The 21,567-nt window shown below is 66.3% G+C and carries 17 protein-coding genes and 1 pseudogene; 5 read left to right on the top strand and 13 right to left on the bottom strand.

Annotation, left to right across the window (positions count from 1 at the left end):
• Positions 1-34 precede the first annotated feature (34 nt).
• From JWS14_RS45970 to JWS14_RS45920, 11 genes are all read right to left on the bottom strand, one after another.
• A complete protein-coding gene (locus JWS14_RS45970; protein WP_206016826.1) occupies positions 35-772 on the bottom strand; it encodes an SDR family NAD(P)-dependent oxidoreductase in 738 nt (245 codons plus the stop codon).
• A 36-nt stretch (positions 773-808) separates the two neighbouring features.
• On the bottom strand, positions 809-2,155 hold the full coding sequence (locus tag JWS14_RS45965) for an MFS transporter (protein WP_206016825.1): 1,347 nt from the start codon (positions 2,153-2,155) through the stop codon (positions 809-811).
• Between the two features lie 137 nt (positions 2,156-2,292).
• On the bottom strand, positions 2,293-2,931 hold the full coding sequence (gene leuD / locus JWS14_RS45960; RefSeq protein ID WP_206016824.1) for a 3-isopropylmalate dehydratase small subunit: 639 nt from the start codon (positions 2,929-2,931) through the stop codon (positions 2,293-2,295).
• 146 nt (positions 2,932-3,077) lie between these two features.
• Positions 3,078-3,392 (bottom strand): WhiB family transcriptional regulator, encoded by a 315-nt coding sequence (locus JWS14_RS45955; RefSeq protein ID WP_206016979.1) that lies wholly within the window; start codon positions 3,390-3,392, stop codon positions 3,078-3,080.
• Between the two features lie 81 nt (positions 3,393-3,473).
• A complete protein-coding gene (locus JWS14_RS45950; RefSeq protein ID WP_206016823.1) occupies positions 3,474-4,583 on the bottom strand; it encodes an alcohol dehydrogenase catalytic domain-containing protein in 1,110 nt (369 codons plus the stop codon).
• 139 nt (positions 4,584-4,722) lie between these two features.
• A complete protein-coding gene (locus tag JWS14_RS45945; protein WP_206016822.1) occupies positions 4,723-6,219 on the bottom strand; it encodes a 3-oxoacid CoA-transferase in 1,497 nt (498 codons plus the stop codon).
• A gap of 176 nt (positions 6,220-6,395) precedes the next feature.
• Positions 6,396-8,087, bottom strand: a complete 1,692-nt coding sequence (locus JWS14_RS45940) for an FAD-dependent monooxygenase (protein ID WP_206016821.1) — start codon at positions 8,085-8,087, stop codon at positions 6,396-6,398.
• Positions 8,088-8,142: 55 nt separating this feature from the next.
• Positions 8,143-8,763 carry a cysteine hydrolase family protein gene (locus JWS14_RS45935; protein ID WP_206016820.1) on the bottom strand — a complete coding sequence of 207 codons (621 nt, stop codon included), beginning with the start codon at positions 8,761-8,763 and terminating at the stop codon, positions 8,143-8,145.
• A gap of 31 nt (positions 8,764-8,794) precedes the next feature.
• Complete coding sequence (locus JWS14_RS45930; protein WP_241031826.1) at positions 8,795-9,919, bottom strand: alpha/beta hydrolase family protein; 1,125 nt, start codon at positions 9,917-9,919, stop codon at positions 8,795-8,797.
• Entirely contained in the window at positions 9,912-11,114 is a 1,203-nt protein-coding gene (locus JWS14_RS45925; RefSeq protein ID WP_206016818.1) for a homogentisate 1,2-dioxygenase, read from the bottom strand. Before JWS14_RS45925 ends, JWS14_RS45930 begins: the two co-directional genes overlap by 8 nt.
• 106 nt (positions 11,115-11,220) lie before the next feature.
• The gene (locus JWS14_RS45920) at positions 11,221-12,234 is read right to left on the bottom strand and encodes an LLM class flavin-dependent oxidoreductase (protein WP_206016817.1); all 1,014 of its coding nucleotides are present in this window, start codon (positions 12,232-12,234) and stop codon (positions 11,221-11,223) included.
• A 236-nt stretch (positions 12,235-12,470) separates the two neighbouring features.
• Between JWS14_RS45920 and JWS14_RS45915 the strand changes: the two genes are divergently transcribed.
• A complete protein-coding gene (locus JWS14_RS45915) occupies positions 12,471-13,391 on the top strand; it encodes a LysR family transcriptional regulator (RefSeq protein WP_206016816.1) in 921 nt (306 codons plus the stop codon).
• 187 nt (positions 13,392-13,578) lie between these two features.
• On the opposite strand, the gene JWS14_RS45910 is transcribed toward JWS14_RS45915, so the two are convergent.
• A complete protein-coding gene (locus JWS14_RS45910; RefSeq protein ID WP_206016815.1) occupies positions 13,579-13,938 on the bottom strand; it encodes a cysteine hydrolase family protein in 360 nt (119 codons plus the stop codon).
• Between JWS14_RS45910 and JWS14_RS45905 the strand changes: the two genes are divergently transcribed.
• On the top strand, positions 13,923-14,309 hold the full coding sequence (locus JWS14_RS45905) for a hypothetical protein (RefSeq protein WP_206016814.1): 387 nt from the start codon (positions 13,923-13,925) through the stop codon (positions 14,307-14,309). The two genes, JWS14_RS45910 and JWS14_RS45905, sit on opposite strands and share 16 nt — an antisense overlap.
• A gap of 189 nt (positions 14,310-14,498) precedes the next feature.
• A complete protein-coding gene (locus JWS14_RS45900) occupies positions 14,499-15,836 on the top strand; it encodes a DUF1254 domain-containing protein (RefSeq protein ID WP_206016813.1) in 1,338 nt (445 codons plus the stop codon).
• Positions 15,837-16,498: 662 nt separating this feature from the next.
• Here JWS14_RS45900 and JWS14_RS45895 read toward each other — a convergent pair.
• Positions 16,499-16,771, bottom strand: a complete 273-nt coding sequence (locus JWS14_RS45895) for a hypothetical protein (RefSeq protein WP_206016994.1) — start codon at positions 16,769-16,771, stop codon at positions 16,499-16,501.
• Between the two features lie 268 nt (positions 16,772-17,039).
• Here JWS14_RS45895 and recD2 point away from each other — a divergent pair.
• Both recD2 and JWS14_RS45885 read left to right on the top strand, forming a co-directional pair.
• Positions 17,040-19,285, top strand: a pseudogene (gene recD2, locus JWS14_RS45890) (SF1B family DNA helicase RecD2).
• A gap of 921 nt (positions 19,286-20,206) precedes the next feature.
• Positions 20,207-21,475: an IS110 family RNA-guided transposase gene (locus tag JWS14_RS45885; protein ID WP_206012884.1), complete on the top strand. Its 1,269-nt coding sequence runs from the start codon at positions 20,207-20,209 to the stop codon at positions 21,473-21,475.
• The last annotated feature ends 92 nt before the right edge of the window (positions 21,476-21,567 follow it).

The following is a 21,567-nucleotide window of genomic DNA, read 5'->3' as shown; positions in this document are numbered from 1 at the left end:
CTGTGCCGCGCCACCAACGAACTGCCATGGCGGTCTAGGCTCGGTAGCCGTCGGTAGCCGCTCGGCTGACGACGAGTTTCGGGACGACAGCCTTCGACGACATCTTCAGGAGGGCGTCAACGAGTTCGACTAGGTCGGCTACCTCGATCATCGACTCCGGCGGAATGCGGTCGTGGATCCATGCGGCCATGTCGGTGTTCACGTAGGCCGGAGCGATGGCGGCGGCGGTAATCCCGTTGCCCGACTCTTCGGCGTTCAGCGTCTCGACCAGCGAGATCAGCGCAGCCTTCGTCGCCCCGTACACGGCGAGGCCCGATTCGGCGTACACCCCGGTGATCGAGGCCAGCGCCACCACTTTCGCGCCGCGACCGGGGTCATCGGAGGCCACCGCGCGCAGCAGTGGGAGGGCCCGCTGCAGCAGCGCGAACGGCGTCTTGACGTTGACGTCGACGGTCTTGTCGAACCGGCGCATCGGGAACTCCCCGATGGTCCCGGCGGTACCGACGCCGGCGTTGAGGATCAGGGCGTGCAGGGTCCCGAACCGCTCGGCATGCGCGTTGACGATCCGGTCCGCGGACTCGGGGTCGGCCATGTCTGCGGCGGCGACCACGACCTCTTTCGCGCCCGCGCCGCTCAGGTCCGCCGCGACCGCCTCGAGGCGCTCGGGGTCACGGGCGCTGATCGTCAGCCCGTATCCCTGTGCGGCGAGGCGGGTCGCGATGCCCAGCCCGATCCCGCGCGAGGCACCGGTCACAAGTGCGCTCTTGCTCATTGATCTTCTCCTTGTGTAGCCGCGTCGGCTCGATGGTCAGAGGTCTGATGCTGCTGGGGTGTACTCGGGTGCCGGCTGGGTGAGGTTGCGGCGTTGCGTTTTCGCGTTCCGGAGTAGGACGTACAGGACTGCGGTGAGCACGAGCGCTGCGATGAAGAGATAGGAGAGGAAGACGCCCGCGCCGGTTGCGGTTCCGCTCGAGGTTTCGACGAGTCCGAAGATGCTGGGTCCGAAGAAGCCGCCGAGCAGTCCGATGGAGTTGATCATCGCCAGTCCGGCCGCGGACTTTCGGCCGTGCATGGTGTCCATTGCGGTGGACCACAGCACGGGGCCCACACCCACGGCGAACAGCTGCAGGACCGCGAACGCGGCGAGGGTGCCCACGGGGCCGCTGTGGGCGCCGAAGTACCCGGCAAGGCCTGCGCTCGCGAGGGCGACGGCGATGAAGAGGATCGGATGGCCGTAGGTGCGGAAGAGCCTCGGGTAGGCCAGCACGCCGATCAGGGCGCCGATCGCGGGAATGCCGGCGATCGCGCCGATCACTGCCGAGTGGGTGATTCCGAAGCTTTCGACGATCGAGGGCAGGAAGAAGACGATGCCCCAGATCGCGAGTTGGGTGACGAAGTAGATTGCGGCGATCGTCAAGAGGAGGCCGCTCGAGAACACCGCCTTCACGGCGCTCCACACGGAGTGTTCCTCGGCTTCATCGGCGGAGGTGTGGGCGATGATGGCGGTCTTCTCATCCGGTGTGAGCCACTTCGCCTCGCGTGGGCCGTTGGGAAGGAATCGGTAGAGAAAGAATCCGAACAACACGGTGGGGATGCCCTCGAGCAGAAGCATCCACTGCCATCCGTGCAGGCCCCAGGTGCCGTCGAGTTGCATCAGCGCACCACCGAGTGGTGAGCCGAAAATCAACGCGAGCTGTGGTGCGATCAGCAGGGTGCCGATGGCGATGGCACGGTCTCGTGGTGCGAACCAAAGGGTGAAGTAGAACAACATGCCCGGGTAGAAGCCGGCTTCGGTGAGCCCGAGCAGGAAGCGCATGATGTAGAAGCCGGTCTCGTTCTGGACGAAGGTGGTCAATGTCGAGACCAGTCCCCAGGTGATGACGATTCTACTGATCCAGGTGCGCGCACCCATGCGGTGCAGCAGCAGGTTGCTGGGGATCTCCATGGTGCAGTACGCGATGAAGAACAACCCCGCTCCGAAACCGTATGCGGCCGCGGAGATGCCGAGATCGGCTTCGAGGTGGGTTTTCGCCAAGCCGATGTTGGTCCGGTCGAGCGTGTTGAGGATGAATGCGGCGATCAGCACCGGCATCAGCGTGACCCAGACTTTTCTGGTGCCTGATCGGTAGGCGGTCGCGGTCAATTCTGGGTTCATGGGGAATCCTCTGCGGCGAGAAGGGTCGGCGAGGTGCTTGTCGGTGTCGGTCGGGGTAGTGGAGTGGATCGACGATGATCGGCAGTGGCAGCCGGATCCGGACGGGACGGGACGGGACGGGAGGGGAGGGAACCGGATCAGGTTGCCGGCCTGGTGTTGCTGACGGTGGGGTCCTCGTCGGTGGTTTCAACGGTGGTGCGGGGAAGCCACCAGGGGCGGGTCGCTTCGAATGCGCGGATCCGGTCGGTGTGTTGCAGGGCGATGTCGATGTCGTCGAGGCCGGCGCGAAGCCGCCACCGGCTGTCCTGGTCGATGGTGAAGTCGACCGTGAGTGCTCCGGCGGTGACCGTGCAGGTTTCGAGGTCCACGACGGTTTCGGTGTGCGGTTCTTCCTCCAGAACAGTCCACAGCGCCTCGATGTCGCCTTGTTCGACCTGACCGGCGAGCAGGCCGTTCTTGCCGGCGTTGCCGCGGAAGATGTCGGCGAATCGCGGGGAGAGTACGACGCGAAATCCGTAGTCCCGCAGCGCCCAAACCGCGTGCTCACGTGAGGATCCGATACCGAAGTCCGGGCCGGCGACGAGGATATTTCCGGTCCGGTACGGGGGTGTGTTCAGGATGAAGTCAGGGTCGCTTCGCCAGGTAGCGAAGAGGGCGTCCTCGTAGCCGGTGCGGGTAATCCGCTTCATGTAGGTGGCGGGACAGATTTGGTCGGTATCGATCCCGGCCCGCCGCAAGGGAACGGCGATGCCCCTGCATGTGTCGAATTTGTCCATGTGGTTGCCCTGTGTCGGTGTGTCGGCTCGTGCCCGCACCGCCGATCGTCCGTGCGAGCCCGAGGCGGAGGTCCGATCGGCGGCGCAGATGACGTCGGAGCTGTCGCTGAAGCGGTTCTGCGGAGGTGTGGGGACCACCTGCGGTGTCAGGCGCTGCAGTGTGAGGCCGCCGCCTGAAGCCGGGATCGTCCCCGCCCCAGGATGGTGTTGCGTTCTTCTTCGCTCGTGCCACCCCAGATGCCGAACGGTTCTCGCGCGGTCAGGGCGTGTGTGCGGCATTGCACGAGGACCGGGCAGTGGGCGCAGACCCGTTTGGCCCGTGCAATGCGCCGTTGCCGCTGGGGTCCCCGTTCGTTGACGGGGTGGAAGAACAGGGTCAGGTCGGCGGTGCAGCAGCCTGCCTGCCTTCGCCAATCCCGGCCCTCGGCTGTGGTCGACGCTTGGTGTTTCGCTGTCGGCAAGGCCGGCACGGTGCGAACTCCTTCCGCGGTGCGGTGTTCGTTGGCGCAGACACCCCGTGGCGGCACGGGGTACCTGCGAGGTCAGGGGATGCTGATGAAGTTGGAGAAGCCTCCATGGCGAGCGGGGAGATTGTCGAGGGCCTCGTTGATCTTCTCCAGCGGGAACGTGTGGTGTTCGAGGATGGAGAGGTCGAGTTGACCGGTGCCGACGAGGTCGGCCATGTCCTGCGCGTCGGCAGTCGAAAACCACAGACTCCCAAGAATGGTGAGCTGATTGCACATCACCGAGATCATGTCGATCTGCGGGCGCTCCATCATGCCGCCCACGTCAACTGCGATGCCGCCGCGTCGTAGAGTGCCCAGGGCGTCGAGGTATGCCTCGGCGGGGGCTCCGGGGCCGAGAGCATCGATCACGACGTCGACGCCTTCGCCGTTGTTGTGCTCGCGGGTCCAGCTGCGTAGGTCCCCGGATCCGGCAGCGAGCACGTGGATGCGGTCGGGGGCGATGGCCCTGACGTCCTCGAGGAGGTCGGCGTTGCGGCCGGTGCCGAACACGCGGGTCGCGCCCATCGCCAGCGCACTCAGGCAGGTGCCCAGACCGAGGGTTCCGGAGATGCCGTCGATCAACACGGTCGACCCGGGTCCGACGCCGGCGCGGCGCAACGCGGAATAGCCGGTGCCGAGGTAACCGAAGCGAGCACCTTCCTCGAAGCTGACGGTGTCGGGCAGTTTCACCAGATTGCGTTGCGGTGCAGTGAGGTATTCGCCGAGACCGCCGTAGGGGTAGGCGTCGTACCGTCGTTGCCCGTCCGGGCCGAACGCGAAATACCCCATGAACGTGTAGGAGTTGCAGTTCTGGTCCTCACCCCGGCGGCAGGCGCGGCACGCCCCGCAGGAGAGGCCGGGATTGACATAGACGCGGTCGCCGACCGCCACGTCGGTGACGTGGCTCCCGACCGCGGCGACGACGCCGGTCGTGTCGAGTCCGAAGACGGCCGGCAACTTCGGCAGCGGTAGTTGCGGAAACCACTGGCTGTATGAGGCGAGCACGTTGGGGAGGTTGGGAACGATGTTGCAGGCTTTCACTTCCACCAGGACATCGGTGGCCCGCGGTTGCGGGGTGGGCAGCTCCTCGATGGCCATCGGCTGGTTGATCTCGTGAAGGCGGGCGACTCGCATGGTCGTTTTCATCGGACGGTCTCCTGGTCGTGGGTGAGGGGCTGAGGTTCGGCGGATGTGGTGCAGGCGGTGTAGCGCTGGGGTGGTTTAGGCGGCGGGGGCCGGGTGCTCGTCATCGCCGCGGGTGTGTGGAGTTCTGCGGCGAGCGGTGTCACGCTGGCGGGGTGTGCAGGTCGATGGTGAATTCGGGTTCTGTGGCGGCGCGCACGTCGTCGACGGTGATTCCCGGAGCCAGCTCTCGTAGGACGAGGCCGTGGTCGGTGATGTCGAAGACGCACAGGTTGGTGATGAGGCGTTCGACTACTGCCAGGCCGGTGATCGGCAGGGTGCACGATTGCACGACTTTGAAGGATCCGTCCTTGGCGAGGTGCTCCATGAGGACGACGACCTTCTTGGCGCCGCCGACGAGATCCATGCCGCCGCCCATGCCTTTGACCATCTTGCCGGGGATCATCCAGTTGGCGATGTCGCCGGTGGCCGATACCTGCATCGCGCCGAGGATGGCTGCGTCGATCTTGCCGCCGCGGATCATGCCGAAGCTGGTCGCGGAGTCGAAGATCGATGCCCCGTCGCGCAGGGTGACGGTGGCCTTGCCGGCATTGACCAGGTCGGCGTCTTCGTCGCCGTCGTCCGGGTATTGCCCGGTTCCCAGGACCCCGTTCTCCGACTGCAGTACCAGTTCGACCTCGTCGGGTACGTAGTTCGGAACCAGGGTCGGCAGGCCGATGCCGAGGTTGACGTAGTCCCCGTCGGACAACTCCGAGGCCGCCCGGGCCGCCATCTGTTCACGGGTGAGGCCGGGCAGGGCGGCATCGTTCGTCGGCGAGACCGCGGTTGTCCCTGTGGTATCACCTGCTCCGGTGACGGGTCCGTTGCTCGGCCGTGGGCGTGTGGTGCGCTTTTCGATCCGCTTGTCGGCCGCCTGGTCCTCGGTGAGAGGGAGAACCCGGTGGACATAGATTCCGGGAAGGTGGATTTCGTCGGGGTCGAGTTCGCCGGCGTCGACGAGGATTTCGACCTCGGCGATGGTGATCTGTCCGGCCATCGCGGCCAAGGGGTTGAAGTTGCGGGCAGACTTACGGAAGACAAGGTTGCCGTGCCTATCGCCCTTCCATGCTCGGACGAGTCCGAAGTCGCAGGTGATGGCTTCCTCGAGCACGTACGGGCGGGTCCGTCCGCCGAAATTGAACTGCTGGACCGTCTTCAGCGGGCTCTGTTGCACAACCTGGCCCTGCGGGTTGTACAGCCGGGGCAGCCCGCCTTCGGCGACCTGGCTGCCGACCCCGGTTGCGGTGAAGAATGCGGGGATACCGGAGCCGCCGGCCCGGAGTTTCTCGGCGAGGGTGCCCTGGGGGACGAGTTCGACCTCGAGTTCGCCTTGCAGGTACTGCCGTTCGAACTCCTTATTCTCGCCGACGTAGGAGGCGACCATCCGCCGGATGCGTCCTTCGTTGAGCAGTAGCCCCAGCCCCCAGTCGTCGACACCGCAGTTGTTCGAGACGACTTCGAGGTTGTCGACGCCCGTCGTCAGGAGCGCGTCGATCAAGACGCTGGGAATTCCGCACAGCCCGAATCCCCCGACCGACAGGGAATCACCGCTACCGATTCCCTCGATTGCTTCCTGTGCGGTGCGGACGACCTTGTCCATAGCAAACGACCTCTTCTGTTCGGGGCGCCCCGGTGCGGGAGCGTGGTGTGAGAATTACGGGAGGGATCGGACGCGGTGTTCCGCACATTGGGCATGGCAGGAGGCGGCGCCTCGGTCACCGTGCTGGCTGGGCATCAGCCCGTCGACGCCGACGCCAGCGAGTGAGTGTGCGTCGATCAGCGGCTGACGTAGTCGTTCTGGTCAGCAGGGATGGTCTCGACCGTTGCGGCACCCCGCACGATGTCGAGGATGCGTCCGGGCTCCGGCGTGAGTGCGTCGCCGCGCCAGGCCACGTGTCCGTCGGGGCGGACCAGGACGAAGTTCTGCTCGTAGGCGTCCCGCAGAGCAGTGACGACCTCGGGCTCGGTGACGGCAACGACGGACAGTGGGATGGAGCGTTCACTGGCGGCGATGGCCATCGCATCAGCGGCGCTGGCATTGCGCCCGATGATCAGCAGGGTGAAGGTCGGGCCGAAGCGATCGAGGGTGGATACGTTCGGCGCGAGCCACACGTGAGGTGCCCGGTGACCGGGTCGTGCGGTGGGCGTGTACTCGTCGAAGTTGAGCGGTGGTGCGGGCGTCCCATCCGGAATGCAGACCGGCGATCCCTCGTAGCGGTATCCCAGCGATGCCGGGATGTTGTTGAACTCCCGCCGGAAAGTGTGTACCACGCTCTCGCCGAATTGCTGTCGGGCGAGTTCGGCGTCGGGACCGCCCACACTGATGCGGTCCCAGAACTGTTGGTGGCCCGTGCGGGTGTGGACCCAGTCCTGGTAGATGCTGCTGGCGAGGGAGGACGACTGTGCGACGCACGCGCGGCGTTCCGGGTCGTAGCTGTCGAGCAGCCGGTCATCGGCCCACCCCTGCAGGACGGCGTCGAGTTTCCATGCCAGGTCGAACGAGTCCTGGATGCCGGTGTTCATCCCCAGACCGCCGGTCGTGGGCATCGTGTGCGCGGCATCGCCGGCGAGGAAGACCCGGCCGTCCCGGAATCGGGTTGCGACCGTTTCGCGGTTCGACCACGGCAGGATGTCGGTCACGAAGTCGATCTCGACGTCGGTCCCCGCGATGTTGCGTGCCGCTTCACGTATATCCGTCTTGGTGATCTCCCCGTCTCCCACCATCACGGTGATGCGGTACTGGTCGAGGCCGTCGAAGGGAAGCAGGGAGATCGACATCCCCGTGGGTTCGACCACGGTGAACCGGCCCAAGGTTTGTGCCAGGGGAAGGGCTTTGATCTGCGGGCTGCGGATGATGGCTTCGGCGGAGGTGCCCCACACCGAGGACTTGACGGTGTCGATGCCCAGTCCCCGGCGGATATTGCTGCGGGCGCCGTCGCAGGCGACGAGGTAGACGGCGGTGAAGGACGTGGCCTGCCCGTCGTCGCCCTCGGCCGTCACCGTGACTGTGTCGGCGGTCTGGGTGACTTCGGTGACGCGGGTCTGCAGGTGCGTGGTGACGCTGGGCTGGCGCTGGGCGAACCGCAGCAGGATCTCGTTGAACCACCTCTGCGGACAACGTTGCGCGAAGGTCGGGCTCGTCGACGGGGGCACCATGTCGGCGATGGCCGGCCAGTGGATGCGGGCGAGCTCAGGGTCGGAAAGGCTGGTGCCCCACACCACGTCCTGGGGGTGTTCGAGCGGCCATCCGCAGTGCCGCAACTCGTCCTCGATGCCCCAGCGTCGTGCGAGTTCCATGGTGCGGATGCTGATCGCGTGCAGGCGTGCATCGTGCACGACACCGTCGCCCTGCTCGAGCAGGAGGACCGAATCACCTCGCTGACCGAGGTCGCCCGCCAGGGCAGCGCCGGTTGGTCCTGCTCCGACGATGACAACGTCGAAATGTGAAGGGGTGGACGGAATGCTCATTGTTCTCTCGCTATCGAAAGTGGCTGGGCCGGGACGGTGCGTGGCAGCTCTTCGGTCACGCGGTCGATGTTGCCTCGGCGACGTGCAGGGCCTCGCGTACGTCGGCGCTCGTCACGACTTCACCGAGAAGTCCGAGGCTATTCAGTGCGGCCAGGTGGGTGTCGTCGTCGGAGGCGCTGCACGCGTCGGATACGACGACTGTTCGGTACCCGAGATCGGAGGCCTGCCGCGCCGTGCTCTCAACGGACATGTTCGTCGCGACGCCGGTCAACAGCACCGTGGTAATTCCTCGGCTGCGGAGCAGTAGGTCGAGCCCGCTGTCGGAGAATCCCCCCAACCGCTGGTGAGTGACGACGAAGTCGCCGTCCGCGAATGTCATCTCCGGCAAGATCTCCGCCTTCTCGCTGCCGTCGACAAGGCACTTGGTCTGCGCAACCAGACCCAGCAAGGGCGAATTCACGACGAGATCGCTGAAATCGGGACGGAAGGCGACGCGGGTGTAGATCACGGTGCCGCCCGCCGCCCGGACGTCGGCAATCAGAGCGTTGTTGACACCCACGACATCGCGTGAGGCGGCGGCGGCGGCGAAGAAGTCTCCGAAAGCGCCGTCCGCGGAGACGATGTCACCCTGCAGATGCACGGCGATCACGGCGGTGGAGGCTGCCTGTAGTTCCATGAATTTTCTCCTACCTTTGGTTCTCGACGAATCAGTCGAGCCACTTGATGATCGAAGCGAGCGTGTCGGACACCAGGTCGGGTCGGCCATCGAAGTAGTGTCCGGCGCCGGTGACAGCGAGCAGTTCCTTGCGGGGATGCGGTGCACCCGCATAGAGAGCGGACGCCATGGATGGGAAGCATCCGCGGTCTGCGGTTCCATAGGCGACGAAAACGGGCACACTCACCCGCTCGAGGCAGGTGGGGCCATATCCGTTCGTGTCAGCGACACTCCACTGGGACAGCCAGGATCGCAGGGTGCTGAAGCTTCCCAGGGTGACCGGTCGAAGATTCGCCGACATCGGATCGCCCCACAGGGACCCGGGCTCACGATCGGAGGCGTCGAGGGTGACATCGACGAATCGTGGATCCGCGCACGTCCCGTGGACGCGGAACGGCAGATCCGGGACGTCGGTGCCGTAGCGTTCGGTCAGCTCGGTCAGCTGCGCTTTGACCCAGTCGGTGATGCGCGTCATCCGGCGGGCCTGGGCGTCCCGGTAGGTGGCCACCCACTCCGGATCGAGGGGGACAGTGCGACCGGAGAACAGGTCCAGCTCCGGATCTCGCCGGAAGGGGTCGTCTTCGCTGATGATCGCGGGGTCGAGCCAGCCCTGGATCAGGTCGGCGCGGCCCGCGTGTGCATTGAGCATCACCAGGGCATCGACCGGCGGTAGTTCGGCGCGGGTGAGGTCGGTGCCTCCGCCGCCGGGGGCGTCGCGGATGCTCGGGTTCTCGGCCTCGGCCTGGTACAGGGCGGCCAAACCGCCACCACCGGAGTTGCCGACGAGCACGATGCGCTCGTAACCCTCGGTCTCGCGGAGGTGCTTGATGATCGAACCCAGGTCGGCCACACAGTTTTCGAGGATGACCTGGGTGTCGTTGCCGGCGTAGCGGGTGACGACTCCGACCGCATCCATCCCGAGTTCCGCGCAGGGTGCCAGGGCGTAGTGGCCGACGAAATTCGAGCTCGGATGGCAGAACACCAGCACGGTGTCCGAACGCCGGCCCTCGGTCGCGCGCTCGCGGCCGCACCAGAGTGTGCCGGAGGCGCGGGCGATGCCGGAGTAGACGTCGCCGCCCATCGCGGCCTGCATCGGAACTGGGAGCAGCTCACGCATCACTGGGCACCTTCCGTGCGCCTGCGTTGGATTCTTCCAGGTTTGCCCAGGTGAATGGGTATTCCGGATCGACACAGTCCTTGAGAGCGGCGGACAGCTGCAGGGGCCGGTGGGTGTCGACCATGACTTGGTATTCGTCGGCGCGGGCGGCGCCGAGCGCTCGTTCGACGTTGCCCGGGTGCGGGCCGTGGATGAAGCCGGCCGGGTGGACCGTGATCGATCCGAGCCCGACGCCGGTGCCCTGCCGGGTCTTGGCCTGTCCCTTCGCGTAGAAGAGGACTTCGTCGCTGTCGACGTTGGAGTGGAACGGCGGGATCGGTACCGCGTTCGGGTTGTAGTCGAGCAGCCGCGGGACGAAGTTGCACATGACGAAGCCGGGGGCTTCGAGGATCTGATGCATCGGCGGCGGCTGGTGCAGGCTGCCGGTGATCGGTTCGAAGTCGTGGATGCTGAAGCTCCACGGGTACATGCCGCCGTGCCATCCGACCACGTCGAAGGGATGGTGTTTGTGGACGTTGCGGGTCAGCCCGGTGCGGGTCCGGACGATGACGGGCACATCCGAGCCGGACTCGTCGAGCAGCTCGGTGGGGCGTCGGATGTCGAGTTCGCAGTAGGGGGTGCCCTCGATGAACTGCCCACGCTCGGACAGGTAGCGCTTCGGCGGATCGATGTGCCCGCGCGCTTCGACGAACAGCAACCGAAGTTCGTCATCGCCGCGGACGGTCCACCGATGGATGGTGGAGGTCGGGACGATGACGTAGTCGCCTTCGACGATCTCGATCCGCCCGAAGGTGCTTTCGAGGGCGCCGCTGCCGCTTTCGACATAGGCCAGTTCGTCACCGGTGCTGTTCTTGTACAGGCTGCTGTCTTCGGTCGCGACGGCATAGGAGATGCGCACATCGTCGTTGGACAGCAACAACACTCGGTCCAGGACCGCGTCGCCCTTGATCGGCAGGCTGTGCGGGGTCAGGTGGATCGGTGAGAGCGGCTGGTTCGGGTGCAGGCCCTCGTCTGCGGTTTCGACGGTCTCGATCGCAGTCAGCGCACTCGGCGGATTGCGGTGGTACAGCAGCGAGGTGTCGCCGACGAAGCCGTCTTCCCCGATCAGCTCCTCCCAATACAGTGAGCCGTCCGGTTGGCGGAATGCGACATGGCGCTTGCGCGGAACGTGACCGACTTGGGTGAAGTAAGGCATGAGGGTGGTTGCTCTTTCTGTCGGTCCGGACGGAGCCGGAGTGGTGTCGCGGTGACGGTGCGGCGGTCGAAGACGGCGGGATGACACAGTCCGCCGATGCCAGGTCTCAGACCGGTTGTGTCTCGGGTGTATCGAGGGTGCTCTCGTGGCGCATCTCGGCCGCTTCCTTGAACGCCCTGAGTTCGCGTGGGATGTCGGAGCCGGCAGGTTGGTAGAGGATGGCCGTGGCGCCGGCGTCCTCGAGTCGGCGGAGGTGACGTGCCATGTGTTCGCGGGTCCCGGTCGTCGTGCCACGCTCGATGACCGCAGCATTGATGAACTTCAGGTCCGTCGCATTCGGTGCCATCAAATGTCCGCGGTAGAGCTCGAGATGGCGGTGGCGCTCGTCGATCGCGGCGATCGCGGCCTCGTACCCCTGCGCCTCGGGCATTCCGGCGAGCGGTCCGTGCTGCCCCATGTGCAGGGCTAGCGATGCCCCGGGGCCGGCGGCGTCCATGGCGCGCGGGGAGTCGATGGCCTCGCCGTCGTCGAGGACGGTGCCGTAATGGAGCAGCTGGCATGGCCCGTCCACCGGAACCGGATGGTCCCCGTGCGTGGGGTTGGTGACGACACCGGCGCCGAGTCGCTTCGCGACACCGAAGCCCTTCGGCCCGTGCGCCGCGACCCACATGGGCACGTCGATGGGATAAGTGATGCCGGACGCGGGGCTGTGCATGAGGCTGACGATCGCGTTCTCCCACTCGACCTCGCGACCGGCCAGCAGTTCGCGCAACGCGACGATGTAGGCCTCGACGTCCGCCCACCGGGAGGGTTTGCGGTTCAGGTAGGTCGAGCTGGTGAATCCGGCTCCGACACCGGCATCGAAGCGGCCCGGCGCCACGGTTGCCAGGTGTGCGATGAGGGCTGCGTTCATGGTCAGGTGCCGCAGGTGCGGGGTGAACACCGCGACGCCCAGCCGGATCGTACTGGTGCGTGCCGCCGCGGCGCCGAGCGTGATGCCGGTGTCCGCGTACGAGACGGGGACGTCGTACACCCATGCCCGGGTGTAGCCCAGCTCTTCGGCCAGGACGATGTGCTCCGGCGTCGAGATGGCCGGCGCGAAGACGCAGTTAATCTCCATTAATCATGCTCCTCGTGAGGTAGGTGGCCTCGGCACGGACGGCAACGCCCCGTGCGGGAGCGGTGTCGAGCGAGTGGAGTGGCATCTCGGGGCGCTGCCAAGCAGCGGGGGTGAGGTGCCACGCACATCCGTTGGGGTTGTGACGGTCGCCACTGGTTTAGCTGGCATTACGACAGTGACACAGCCCTCAAAGTGTGTAAATCTAAAAAGATCGACCTCTGCCTTCAGGAAAATTGATGTCTCTGCGATTTACGCTCCACCAGCTCGAATACCTCATTGCAGTGGCGGACGAGGGCTCGATCAGTGCGGCAGCCACCCGCGCCCATGCCACCGCCGGCGCCGTGTCGATGGCACTCAAGGAACTCGAGCAGCGCCTCGGCGTCCAGCTGTTCATCCGCCGCAAGGCCAAGGCGATCACCCTGACCGCGGCGGGCAACCGGGCACTCGCCGATGCCCGGCGCATCCTGGCGGCCGCCGAGGAACTACAAGGCAGCGCGAGCACGACGCAGAACGACGTCGCGGGCACGTTGTCGGTGGGGTGCTACTCCACCCTCGCGCCGTTTCTGATCCCGCCCGTCCTCGACGAATTCGCCGGACAATATCCCGCCCTGACGGTGCAGATGATCGAGGGCTCGGCCGATGTCGTGCTCGACGCGATCGGCGACGGACGATGCGAGATCGGCTTCCTCTACAAACAAGACCTACCCCCGGGGCTCGAGTGCGCCGTCATCCGCACGAGCAAGCCGTATGTCATTCTCGCCGAAAATCATCCGCTCGCCGTGCAGCGTGAGGTCAAGCTCGCCGACCTGGCGGACGAGCCGTTGATCATGTTCGACGTTCCCAGCGCACGCAACGCAGCCCAGCTACTCGAATCGGTCGGGCTCACGGCCCGGATCCGCCACTTCAGTTCCAACATCGAGGTCGTCCGCAGCCTCGTCGCCCGAGGTATCGGATATTCGATCCTGGTCCAGCAGTGGCCGATCGACGTCAGCTACGAGGGCCGACCGGTTGCAGCGCGCCCCATCGAGGACGCCACCACCGAACGCGAAGTCGTCCTCGCCTGGATGTCCGACACGCGGCTGACCAGACGCGCTCACGCACTGATCGACTTCTGCCGGCTCACGTTCCTCGACGACCCGCCCGACCTGGTGTTCTAAACGACCGGCGACCCGCACGCCCCGGCGGACAGGCTGCGCCCGGGTCCGCGTTGCGAAGCGGCGCAGCGACCCACGTCCGGGCCGAAGGGCCGGGGGCGAGACTGTCACCGACACAGATCGGCCGGGACGGCGATCACCGTCCCGGCCGAGTGGCGTTGTTGCCGGATCCGTCTGTGGACTGTGCCGGCTAGGCCAGGGCGGGCGACCCTGTCAGCGCTGCGTCCTGTCCGGTTTCGTGTCGTTGCAGCGCCCGTTGGATGTCGCGGGCGGAGGTGACCTTTCCGAGCAATGAGAAGGTGACGAGCGTCGCGTCGTGCGCTTCGTCGGTGGCTGCCGCGCAGGCATCCGATACCAGGATGACGTTGTAGCCCAGGTTCACTGCGTCTCGTGCGGTGCACTCGACGGTCACATTGGTGGCGACGCCGGTGAAGAGGACGGTGTCGATCTGGCGGCGGCGCAGGATGGCGTCGAGCGCCGTGTTCGGGAACGCCGAGGTACTTCGGATCGAAAGACGGACTGGCTCAGCACTTGATGGCCGAGTGGGCACTCGAGACGATCGCACGCCTGCGCACGCTCGAACTCGACGCCGAACTTACCGATGCAGAGCGGATAGCCACCGCCTTCGCCGGGCTCATCGATTGGGCGGCAGAGGACCGCAACCTCCTCGACGCCGGAATGAGTTCGATCCACAGCAACACCGCGGGCATGGGAATTGGGCTGTGGCGGCCCCTGTTCGTCGAGCTTGTTCGTTCGGCACTGGCGGACCCGGGCTGGGAGGACGCCGAGCAGCGAGCGCTGGTGCTCGGGCACGTGCTGACCACCTGTTTGCTCGACCTGACCTCGGGATCCGGTGACCTCGCGCAGATCCGCGACACCATCGCCACAGCGGCGCGACTTCTCTTCGCCGACAGGCCCTGACGAATACGGCCTCGATAGGGCTTTCGCTCACTGTCGGCATTTTCCACTGTCGGGCGCCGGAGCCTCACCCCTGGCGGATGAGGCTCGGCCGGAGCAGCTAGGGCACGCTGGGTTGCGGCCGGGTCGATAGGTCTCCGCAGGCAGGCGGACGCCGGAAACCGCCTGCTTGCAGGCAGAAGGGGAACGCGTATGAACGAGGAACTGTCCGATCTCGCTGCACAGGCCTACATCTACGGTTTCCCGCTGGTGTTCAACCTGGACCAGGTCCGCAGGTATGTCGAGGAAGGCGTCGGAGCCAACCCGGCGGCCCCGTTCAACACCTTCAGCCACGCCCGCACCCTGACCGGACCGGCGGACACCTTCGTCACCATCAACAACGACACCCTGTACTCGATGGGCCAGATCGATCTGTCCGCCGGCCCGATCCTGTTGCACGTGCCCGACACCGGCGGCCGCTACTACGTCCTCCAGTTCGTGGACGCGTGGACCGACAACTTCGCCTACGTCGGGCACCGCGCGACCGGCACCGGTGCCGGCGATTTCCTGCTGGTTCCCGCGGACTGGGACGCCACCGCGCCGGCGGGTACGACGGTGATCCGATTCCCCACCACAATCGGGTCCATCGTCGGCCGGTGGGCCTGCTCGGGAGACGACGACCTCACCGCGGTGCACGCATTGCAGGACGCGACGACGTTGCAGGTCCTCGACCCGACCGCCACCCCACCCGGGATCCCGTCACCGGACCCAGCCGTCGCAGACGATCTGCTGTTCTACGACAAGCTCCGCCTCTGGTCACAGGCGTTCCCACCCGCCCACCGAGACCGGGCACTGCAGGAATCCTTCGCACCCCTGGGCATCGGCACGCCCGGACCGGCCACCCCCTACTCCTCGGATGGGCCGCTGGCGGACGCGCTGCGCAAAGGCCTGCTGCGAGGGCAGGACATGTTGGAGCGGGCACTGACCAAGGGGTCGAGCCCGGAGGTCGACGGCTGGAAACTGACCTTCCACGCGTTCGATTACAACCTCGACTTCTTCGAGGTCGGCACCCTCGACGATCCCCGATTCAAGATCGCCGATCCGCGGTTGCGGATCATCGAACGGGCCGCGGCCGCCCGCGGCGGCCTGTGGGGCAATCACCCCTACGAGGCGGCGTACATCATGACCTACGTCGACGACCAGGGCCGGCAACTGACCGGGGAATCGAGCTACACGTTGCGGCTGGCCCCCACCCCGCCGGTCGGCGCCTTCTGGTCCCTGACGATGTACTCGGTGCCCGATTTCTACCTCGTCGACAACCCGATCGACCGGTACTCGCTCGGCGACCGCACCCCCGGAATCGTCCACGACGACACCGGGGGCATCACCATCACCATCAGCCATACCGAGCCCGACGACCCCACCGCGCGGGCGAATTGGCTGCCCGCCCCGGCTGGCGCATTCCGGCCCGTGCTCCGAATGTACGAACCGGCACCAGCGGTCCTCGATGGGACATACGCCGTCCCGGCCATCACCCGAATCGACGACTAGAACCCAACCACGACCAGGGCCTGCGGCAAGTCCGACAATCCGCGACCCGCCCGGTCCTCGCCGCGCCCGCCGAGCCGTTCCACCGTCACCGACAACCACGTTCCTGCCATCCCCGAGGATGGCATGAGGGCCGCGTCGCCGCCTGGCCATAGCCCCAGACCGCACACCGCCCGTTCACCGCCAGAGGAAAGCGACCGGGCTGAGGATCCCGACAAGTTCGTGAGAATCCGGCACTGACACGCCGTCGAGAATCCGCAGGTCAGATCCGCAGAGGAGTGACACCGAACAGTGGAAACTACAGGGCAGGTCGAGTCGACCGTCTTTCGGTCGTAGGCCATGCTGTCCGGTGACAGCCGATCTTCCTTTTCGCCACTGAATCTTGCTTATCCAGGCACGTCTCGCCAGTGCAATTTGCTCGGTTCGAGATCATCTCATCTGCTAGAGGGACCCTGGCGGCCAGGGCGCTCTCGTCAAGAGCGCCGCCCACCTGGCTCGATCGGCCTCTCTGCGTTTAATCAGGATGCCCGAATAACTGACCGCTGAGAACGCCAGTTCAAGCAAGATCCAATGGCGAAATCCTCCGGGTCCCCCGGTCCAACAAGGGCGTTGACCACGGCCAGTTCGCCACTCAAGATTCCTCACCCCAGGTCCAGGCGCCGGCTTCAAGGACGATTCGCTGGCACAGGACACATGCACACCACGTCCGGCCGTCCGTCGTTGAATTGCCGGAAAGTGGTGTAGTCCCAGCCGTCGGGTGCGTACTCGTCGTTCCAGCCCAATCGGGCGACCGCGACGAATCCGGCCTTGCTGTCCAGGTCGGGGAGGAGGGTGTCGAAGCAGTCGAGGGGTCGGCCGCCTTTGTGCGACCGCTGTTTCGAGCGGTGCACGCCCGGCTCGGGGCGGCGGTAGTCGCGGTGCGTGTAGACGGAGACCACCTGCGCCGAGGAACCGTTTCGCCGCCGACAGTGGCGGCGGTGCCAGTGGCGGCGGTGCCAGTGGCGAGCTCTCTCGTCAGAGCGAGGGGCTGCGATCTTCGGGCGTGCGTGCTGGCGGATCCGGTCCCGAGGTATCCGTACGGCACGCTCGTGGGTCTCGGCGTGGGACTTCTTCGGTGCAGGGGCGAGCTCCGGCCGGGATCTGGGAGCCCTGGCGGGCCGGGCGCCACGGCTGATCGTGTCGGTTGCGCTCGGCACAATGATGACCATGACCGTTGCGCGATCTTCGCCCGATGCCGCACCCCAGGCGGTGCTGGAGGGGGTGCTGGAGCGGATCACCTACGCCAACGAGGACACCGGCTACACCATCGCCCGCCTGGCCACCGAGCGGTCCGGCCCGGATCTGGTGACCGTGGTCGGGCCGCTGCTCGGTGCCCAGATCGGTGAGAGCTTGCGGCTGACCGGTCAGTGGGGCCACCACGCGAAGTACGGCAAGCAGTTCCAGGTGCGCTCCTACACCACCGTGCTGCCCGCCACCATCGCGGGCATTCGCCGTTACCTCGGCTCCGGGCTGATCAAGGGGATCGGGCCGATGATGGCCGAACGCATGGTCACCCACTTCGGTCTCGACATCCTGACCATCATCGAACACCAGCCGCAGCGGCTGATCGAGGTGCACGGGCTCGGCCCCAAACGCACCCAGAAGATCGCCGATGCGTGGGAGGAGCAGAAGGCGATCAAAGAGGTGATGGTGTTCCTGCAGGGGGTGGGGGTGTCCACCTCGCTGGCGGTACGGATCTACAAGAACTACGGCGACGGCGCCATCGGTGTCGTCCGCGCCGAACCGTACCGGCTCGCTTCCGACGTGTGGGGCATCGGATTCAGGCCGCCGACACCATCGCCCGAGCGGTCGGGATACCGCACGAGAGCCCCGAGCGGCTCAAGGCCGGGCTGCAGTACACCCTGTCCCAAGCCGCCGACACCGGGCACTGCTACCTGCCCGAACCGAACCTGATCACCGAGGCCGCCAAGATCCTCGAGGTCGACCGGGACCTGATCGGCCCCTGCCTGGACCAGCTCGCCACAGACGACGGCGTGATCTGCGAACCGGTCCCTGCCGGTGACGGGAGCGTCCCCGCGGTCTATCTGGTGCCCTTCCACCGCGCCGAGAGCTCCCTGGCCGGCGGCCTGCTCGGCCTGCTCAACTCTCCGGCCGACAGGCTCGCCGCGTTCACTCAGGTCGACTGGGACACGGCGTTCACCTGGCTGCGGGACCGGACCGGGCAGGACCTAACCGACGAGCAGAAAGGCGCGGTCACACTCGCCCTCACCCGCAAGGTCGCGGTACTCACCGGCGGGCCCGGCTGCGGCAAAAGCTTCACCGTCCGCTCCATCGTCGAGCTGGCCACCGCGAAGAAAGCCAAGGTGGTGCTGGTGGCGCCGACCGGGCGGGCCGCCAAACGGCTGGCCGAGCTGACCGGCCACCAGGCCTGCACCGTCCACCGCCTGCTGGAGCTGCAACCCGGCGGCGACCCGAAATACGACCGCGACAATCCCCTCGATGCCGACCTTGTGGTGGTGGACGAGTCGTCGATGATGGACGTCATCCTGGCCAACAAACTCATCAAAGCCATCCCGGAGGGGGCGCATCTGCTGCTGGTCGGTGACGTCGACCAGCTCCCCTCCGTCGGTGCCGGAGAAGTACTGCGCGACCTGCTGGCCGCCGACACGATCCCGCGGGTGCGGTTGACGAAAATCTTCCGGCAGGCCCGCCGGTCCGGGATCGTGGTCAACGCCCACCGCATCAACGCCGCAACCGGCCCGCAGCTCACCGGATTCGACGACTTCTTCTGGTTCGCCTGCGAACCCCCGGAACAATCGGATCTGCACCCGGCCGAGGAGACCGCCAAGCTGGTGGTCGACGTCGTCGCTCGCCGCATCCCCCACAAGTTCGGGCTCAACCCGCACCAGGACGTGCAGGTCCTGACACCGATGCACCGCGGCCCCGCCGGTGCCGGCAACCTCAACGCGTTGTTGCAACAAGCGCTCACCCCACCGAAGGACGGACAGCCCGAACGCCGCTACGGCGGCCGGGCGTTCCGGATCGGCGACAAGGTCACCCAGCTCCGCAACAACTACGACAAAGGCACAGCCGGGGTGTTCAACGGCACCGTCGGCGTCGTCACCGCCATCACCACGGAGGACCAGACGCTGACCGTGCTCACCGACGAGGACGAATCCATCGACTACGACTTCTCCGAACTCGACGAACTCGCCCACGCCTACGCCGTCACCATCCACCGCTCCCAAGGAAGCGAATACCCCGCCGTCGTCATCCCCCTCACCACCTCATCCTGGATGATGCTGCAACGCAACCTGCTCTACACCGGCGTCACCCGCGCCAAGAAACTCGTCGTCCTGGTCGGATCCCGCAAAGCCCTGGCCGCGGCGGTCCGCACCCCGGGCGCGGGCCGCCGCCACACCGCCCTCACCCACCGACTCCACACCAGATAACTAAAGCTCCCCCCGCTTCTCCGGAGACCGTTCTCCATGGCTCCGGCGAGCTCAGGTCCGATATCTGCCTCCAGTAGCTCGGGCCTGGCAGGCGCGTGCGTACTCGTCCGGTAACAGTCCCGCGGGACCGGCCTGGATCCTGCGCGGGCTGTCCCAGGTGTCGATACCGGAACAACGCCGACTCGACCTCCACGCTGATGGCGAATGTGATTGCAGGACAATAGATCAACTCGATATCGAGAATCGACCACAGATTATCGGCGAGCGCACTATCGAAGCTTCCCGGCGACGCTACCGGTGGACGGGGCGATGCCGGCGTCTACGATTCATCGACTCCACATCGCCGGGGAAACGTCGTTCCGGGTCGCCGACCAGTCGGAAGACCTGGTTGATCGCCAGCCAGGGCCTGCCCCACCCTGCCGTGGTGTAGCCCGCGACACCTGGCGATGAGGTCGGCGGCGATGTCGGCGATTCGTGCAATTCCCTGTGCAGTTCGGCGTCGGTGAGGCAGCAGGCCCGCGCGCACCGTATCGGCTAGGGCGGGGGTTACCAGCGGTGGACGACGCTCGGGTTCGGCTCGTCGCTGCCAGGCAATCGGTTGACGGAATCGTGCGCGCCACAGCGACGCAATTTGTGGTTGAACTGTTGCGCCGCAGCGCAGCCGAATCCCTCACCTAGCCAAATTGTCCCTGGTGGGACGCCCGTTCCAGGCTGAAAATGGTGTGGTGGTCGCCCGTCGACGCCGTCCCCCTATGGTTCTTCGAGGCCGTCATCTAGCCGGGCGTTGGGGATCACGCCGTGGGCCCTTCACTGTTGCCGTCGTTGTCGAGCACGAGGATTAGATTCCGTTTCACCCCGGTGATCCCCACGGGTGACCACGCCTGATCAATCGGTGTGTGCGCCGGTGAGGAGAGGACGACGATGCTGGTGGAATCGCACGACGAGGAACAGATCATCGCCCGGGTCGCGGCCCTGGATATCGGCAAGGCGGAGGTGGTGTGCTGCGTCCGGATCCCGGCAGAGGCTGGACGGAAGAAACGGTTGCAGGAGGTGTCCACGCACTCGACGATGACCCGGGCGTTGACCGAGCTGGCGAATCATCTGGTCGAGTTGGGTGTCGAGCGGGTGGTGATGGAGGCGACGTCGGATTATTGGAAACCGGTGTTCTATCTTCTGGAGGCGCACGGCCTCGATCCGTGGCTGGTCAATGCCCGCGACGTCAAACACCTGCCCGGTAGGCCCAAAACCGATGTCCTCGACGCTGTCTGGTTGTGCAAGGTCGCCGAACGGCAGATGCTACGACCCAGCTTCGTGCCGCCCTGGCCGATCCGCCGGCTGCGGGACCTGACCCGCTACCGCACCGATCTGGTCGGGGCGCGCACGGCAGAGAAGAACCGGGTCGAAAAACTCCTCGAGAGCGCCTGCATCAAACTCTCCGTCGTGGCCTCGGACATCTTCGGGGTATCTGGACGCGCGATGATGGACGCGTTGATCGCCGGCGAACGGGACCCGAAGGTCCTCGCCCAGCTGGCGCGGTCGAGGATGCGGGTGAAGATCGCCCGGCTCGAGGAGGCGTTCAACGGGCACTTCGACGACCACCATGCCTTCCTGCTGGCCCGGATGCTGGGCCGGATCGACGCGATCGACGCCGACATCGCCGCGGTCGACGAGCAGATCGAGGCGCAGCTGGCCCCTTTCGGATCGGCGGCGGCACGCCTGGATGAGATCCCCGGCATCGGTCCCGTCGCCGCCGCCGCCATTCTCGCCGAGGTGGGGGTGGACATGTCCCGGTTCCCGACCGCTGGGCACCTGTGTTCGTGGGCGAAATTCTCGCCCGGAATCAGCTCCTCGGCCGGCAAGTCCAAGGGCAACGGTGCCACCGGGCACGGCAACCGCTACCTCGCCCGGGCCCTCGGTGAGGTCGCCGTCGTGGCCGGCCGCACCGACACCTTCCTCGGCGCCCGGTACCGGCGCATCGCCAGACGACGCGGTAAGAAACGGGCCATCGTCGCCGTCGGTCGCTCCATCCTGGTCATCGTCTGGCACCTGTTCTCCGACGACCACACCACCTTCCACGACCTCGGCCCCGACCACTACACCCGCCATATCAACCCGGACACCAAGAAACGCAACCACATCCGTCAACTCGAAGCCCTCGGCTACACCGTCACCCTCACCCCGGCCGCCTGACCCGCACAACAACACCACCACGACCTTCCCGGCTCCGCTGCGCTCCGCCGGGACAACCCGCGTGCCGGCACCACGAGCAAGGTCACCTCATT

Origin of the sequence: Rhodococcus koreensis (assembly GCF_017068375.1) — a bacterium.
GTDB lineage: Bacteria > Actinomycetota > Actinomycetes > Mycobacteriales > Mycobacteriaceae > Rhodococcus_F > Rhodococcus_F koreensis.
The sequence above is the reverse complement of the archived record's forward strand: the minus strand, read 5'-3'. Positions and strand labels throughout refer to the sequence as shown.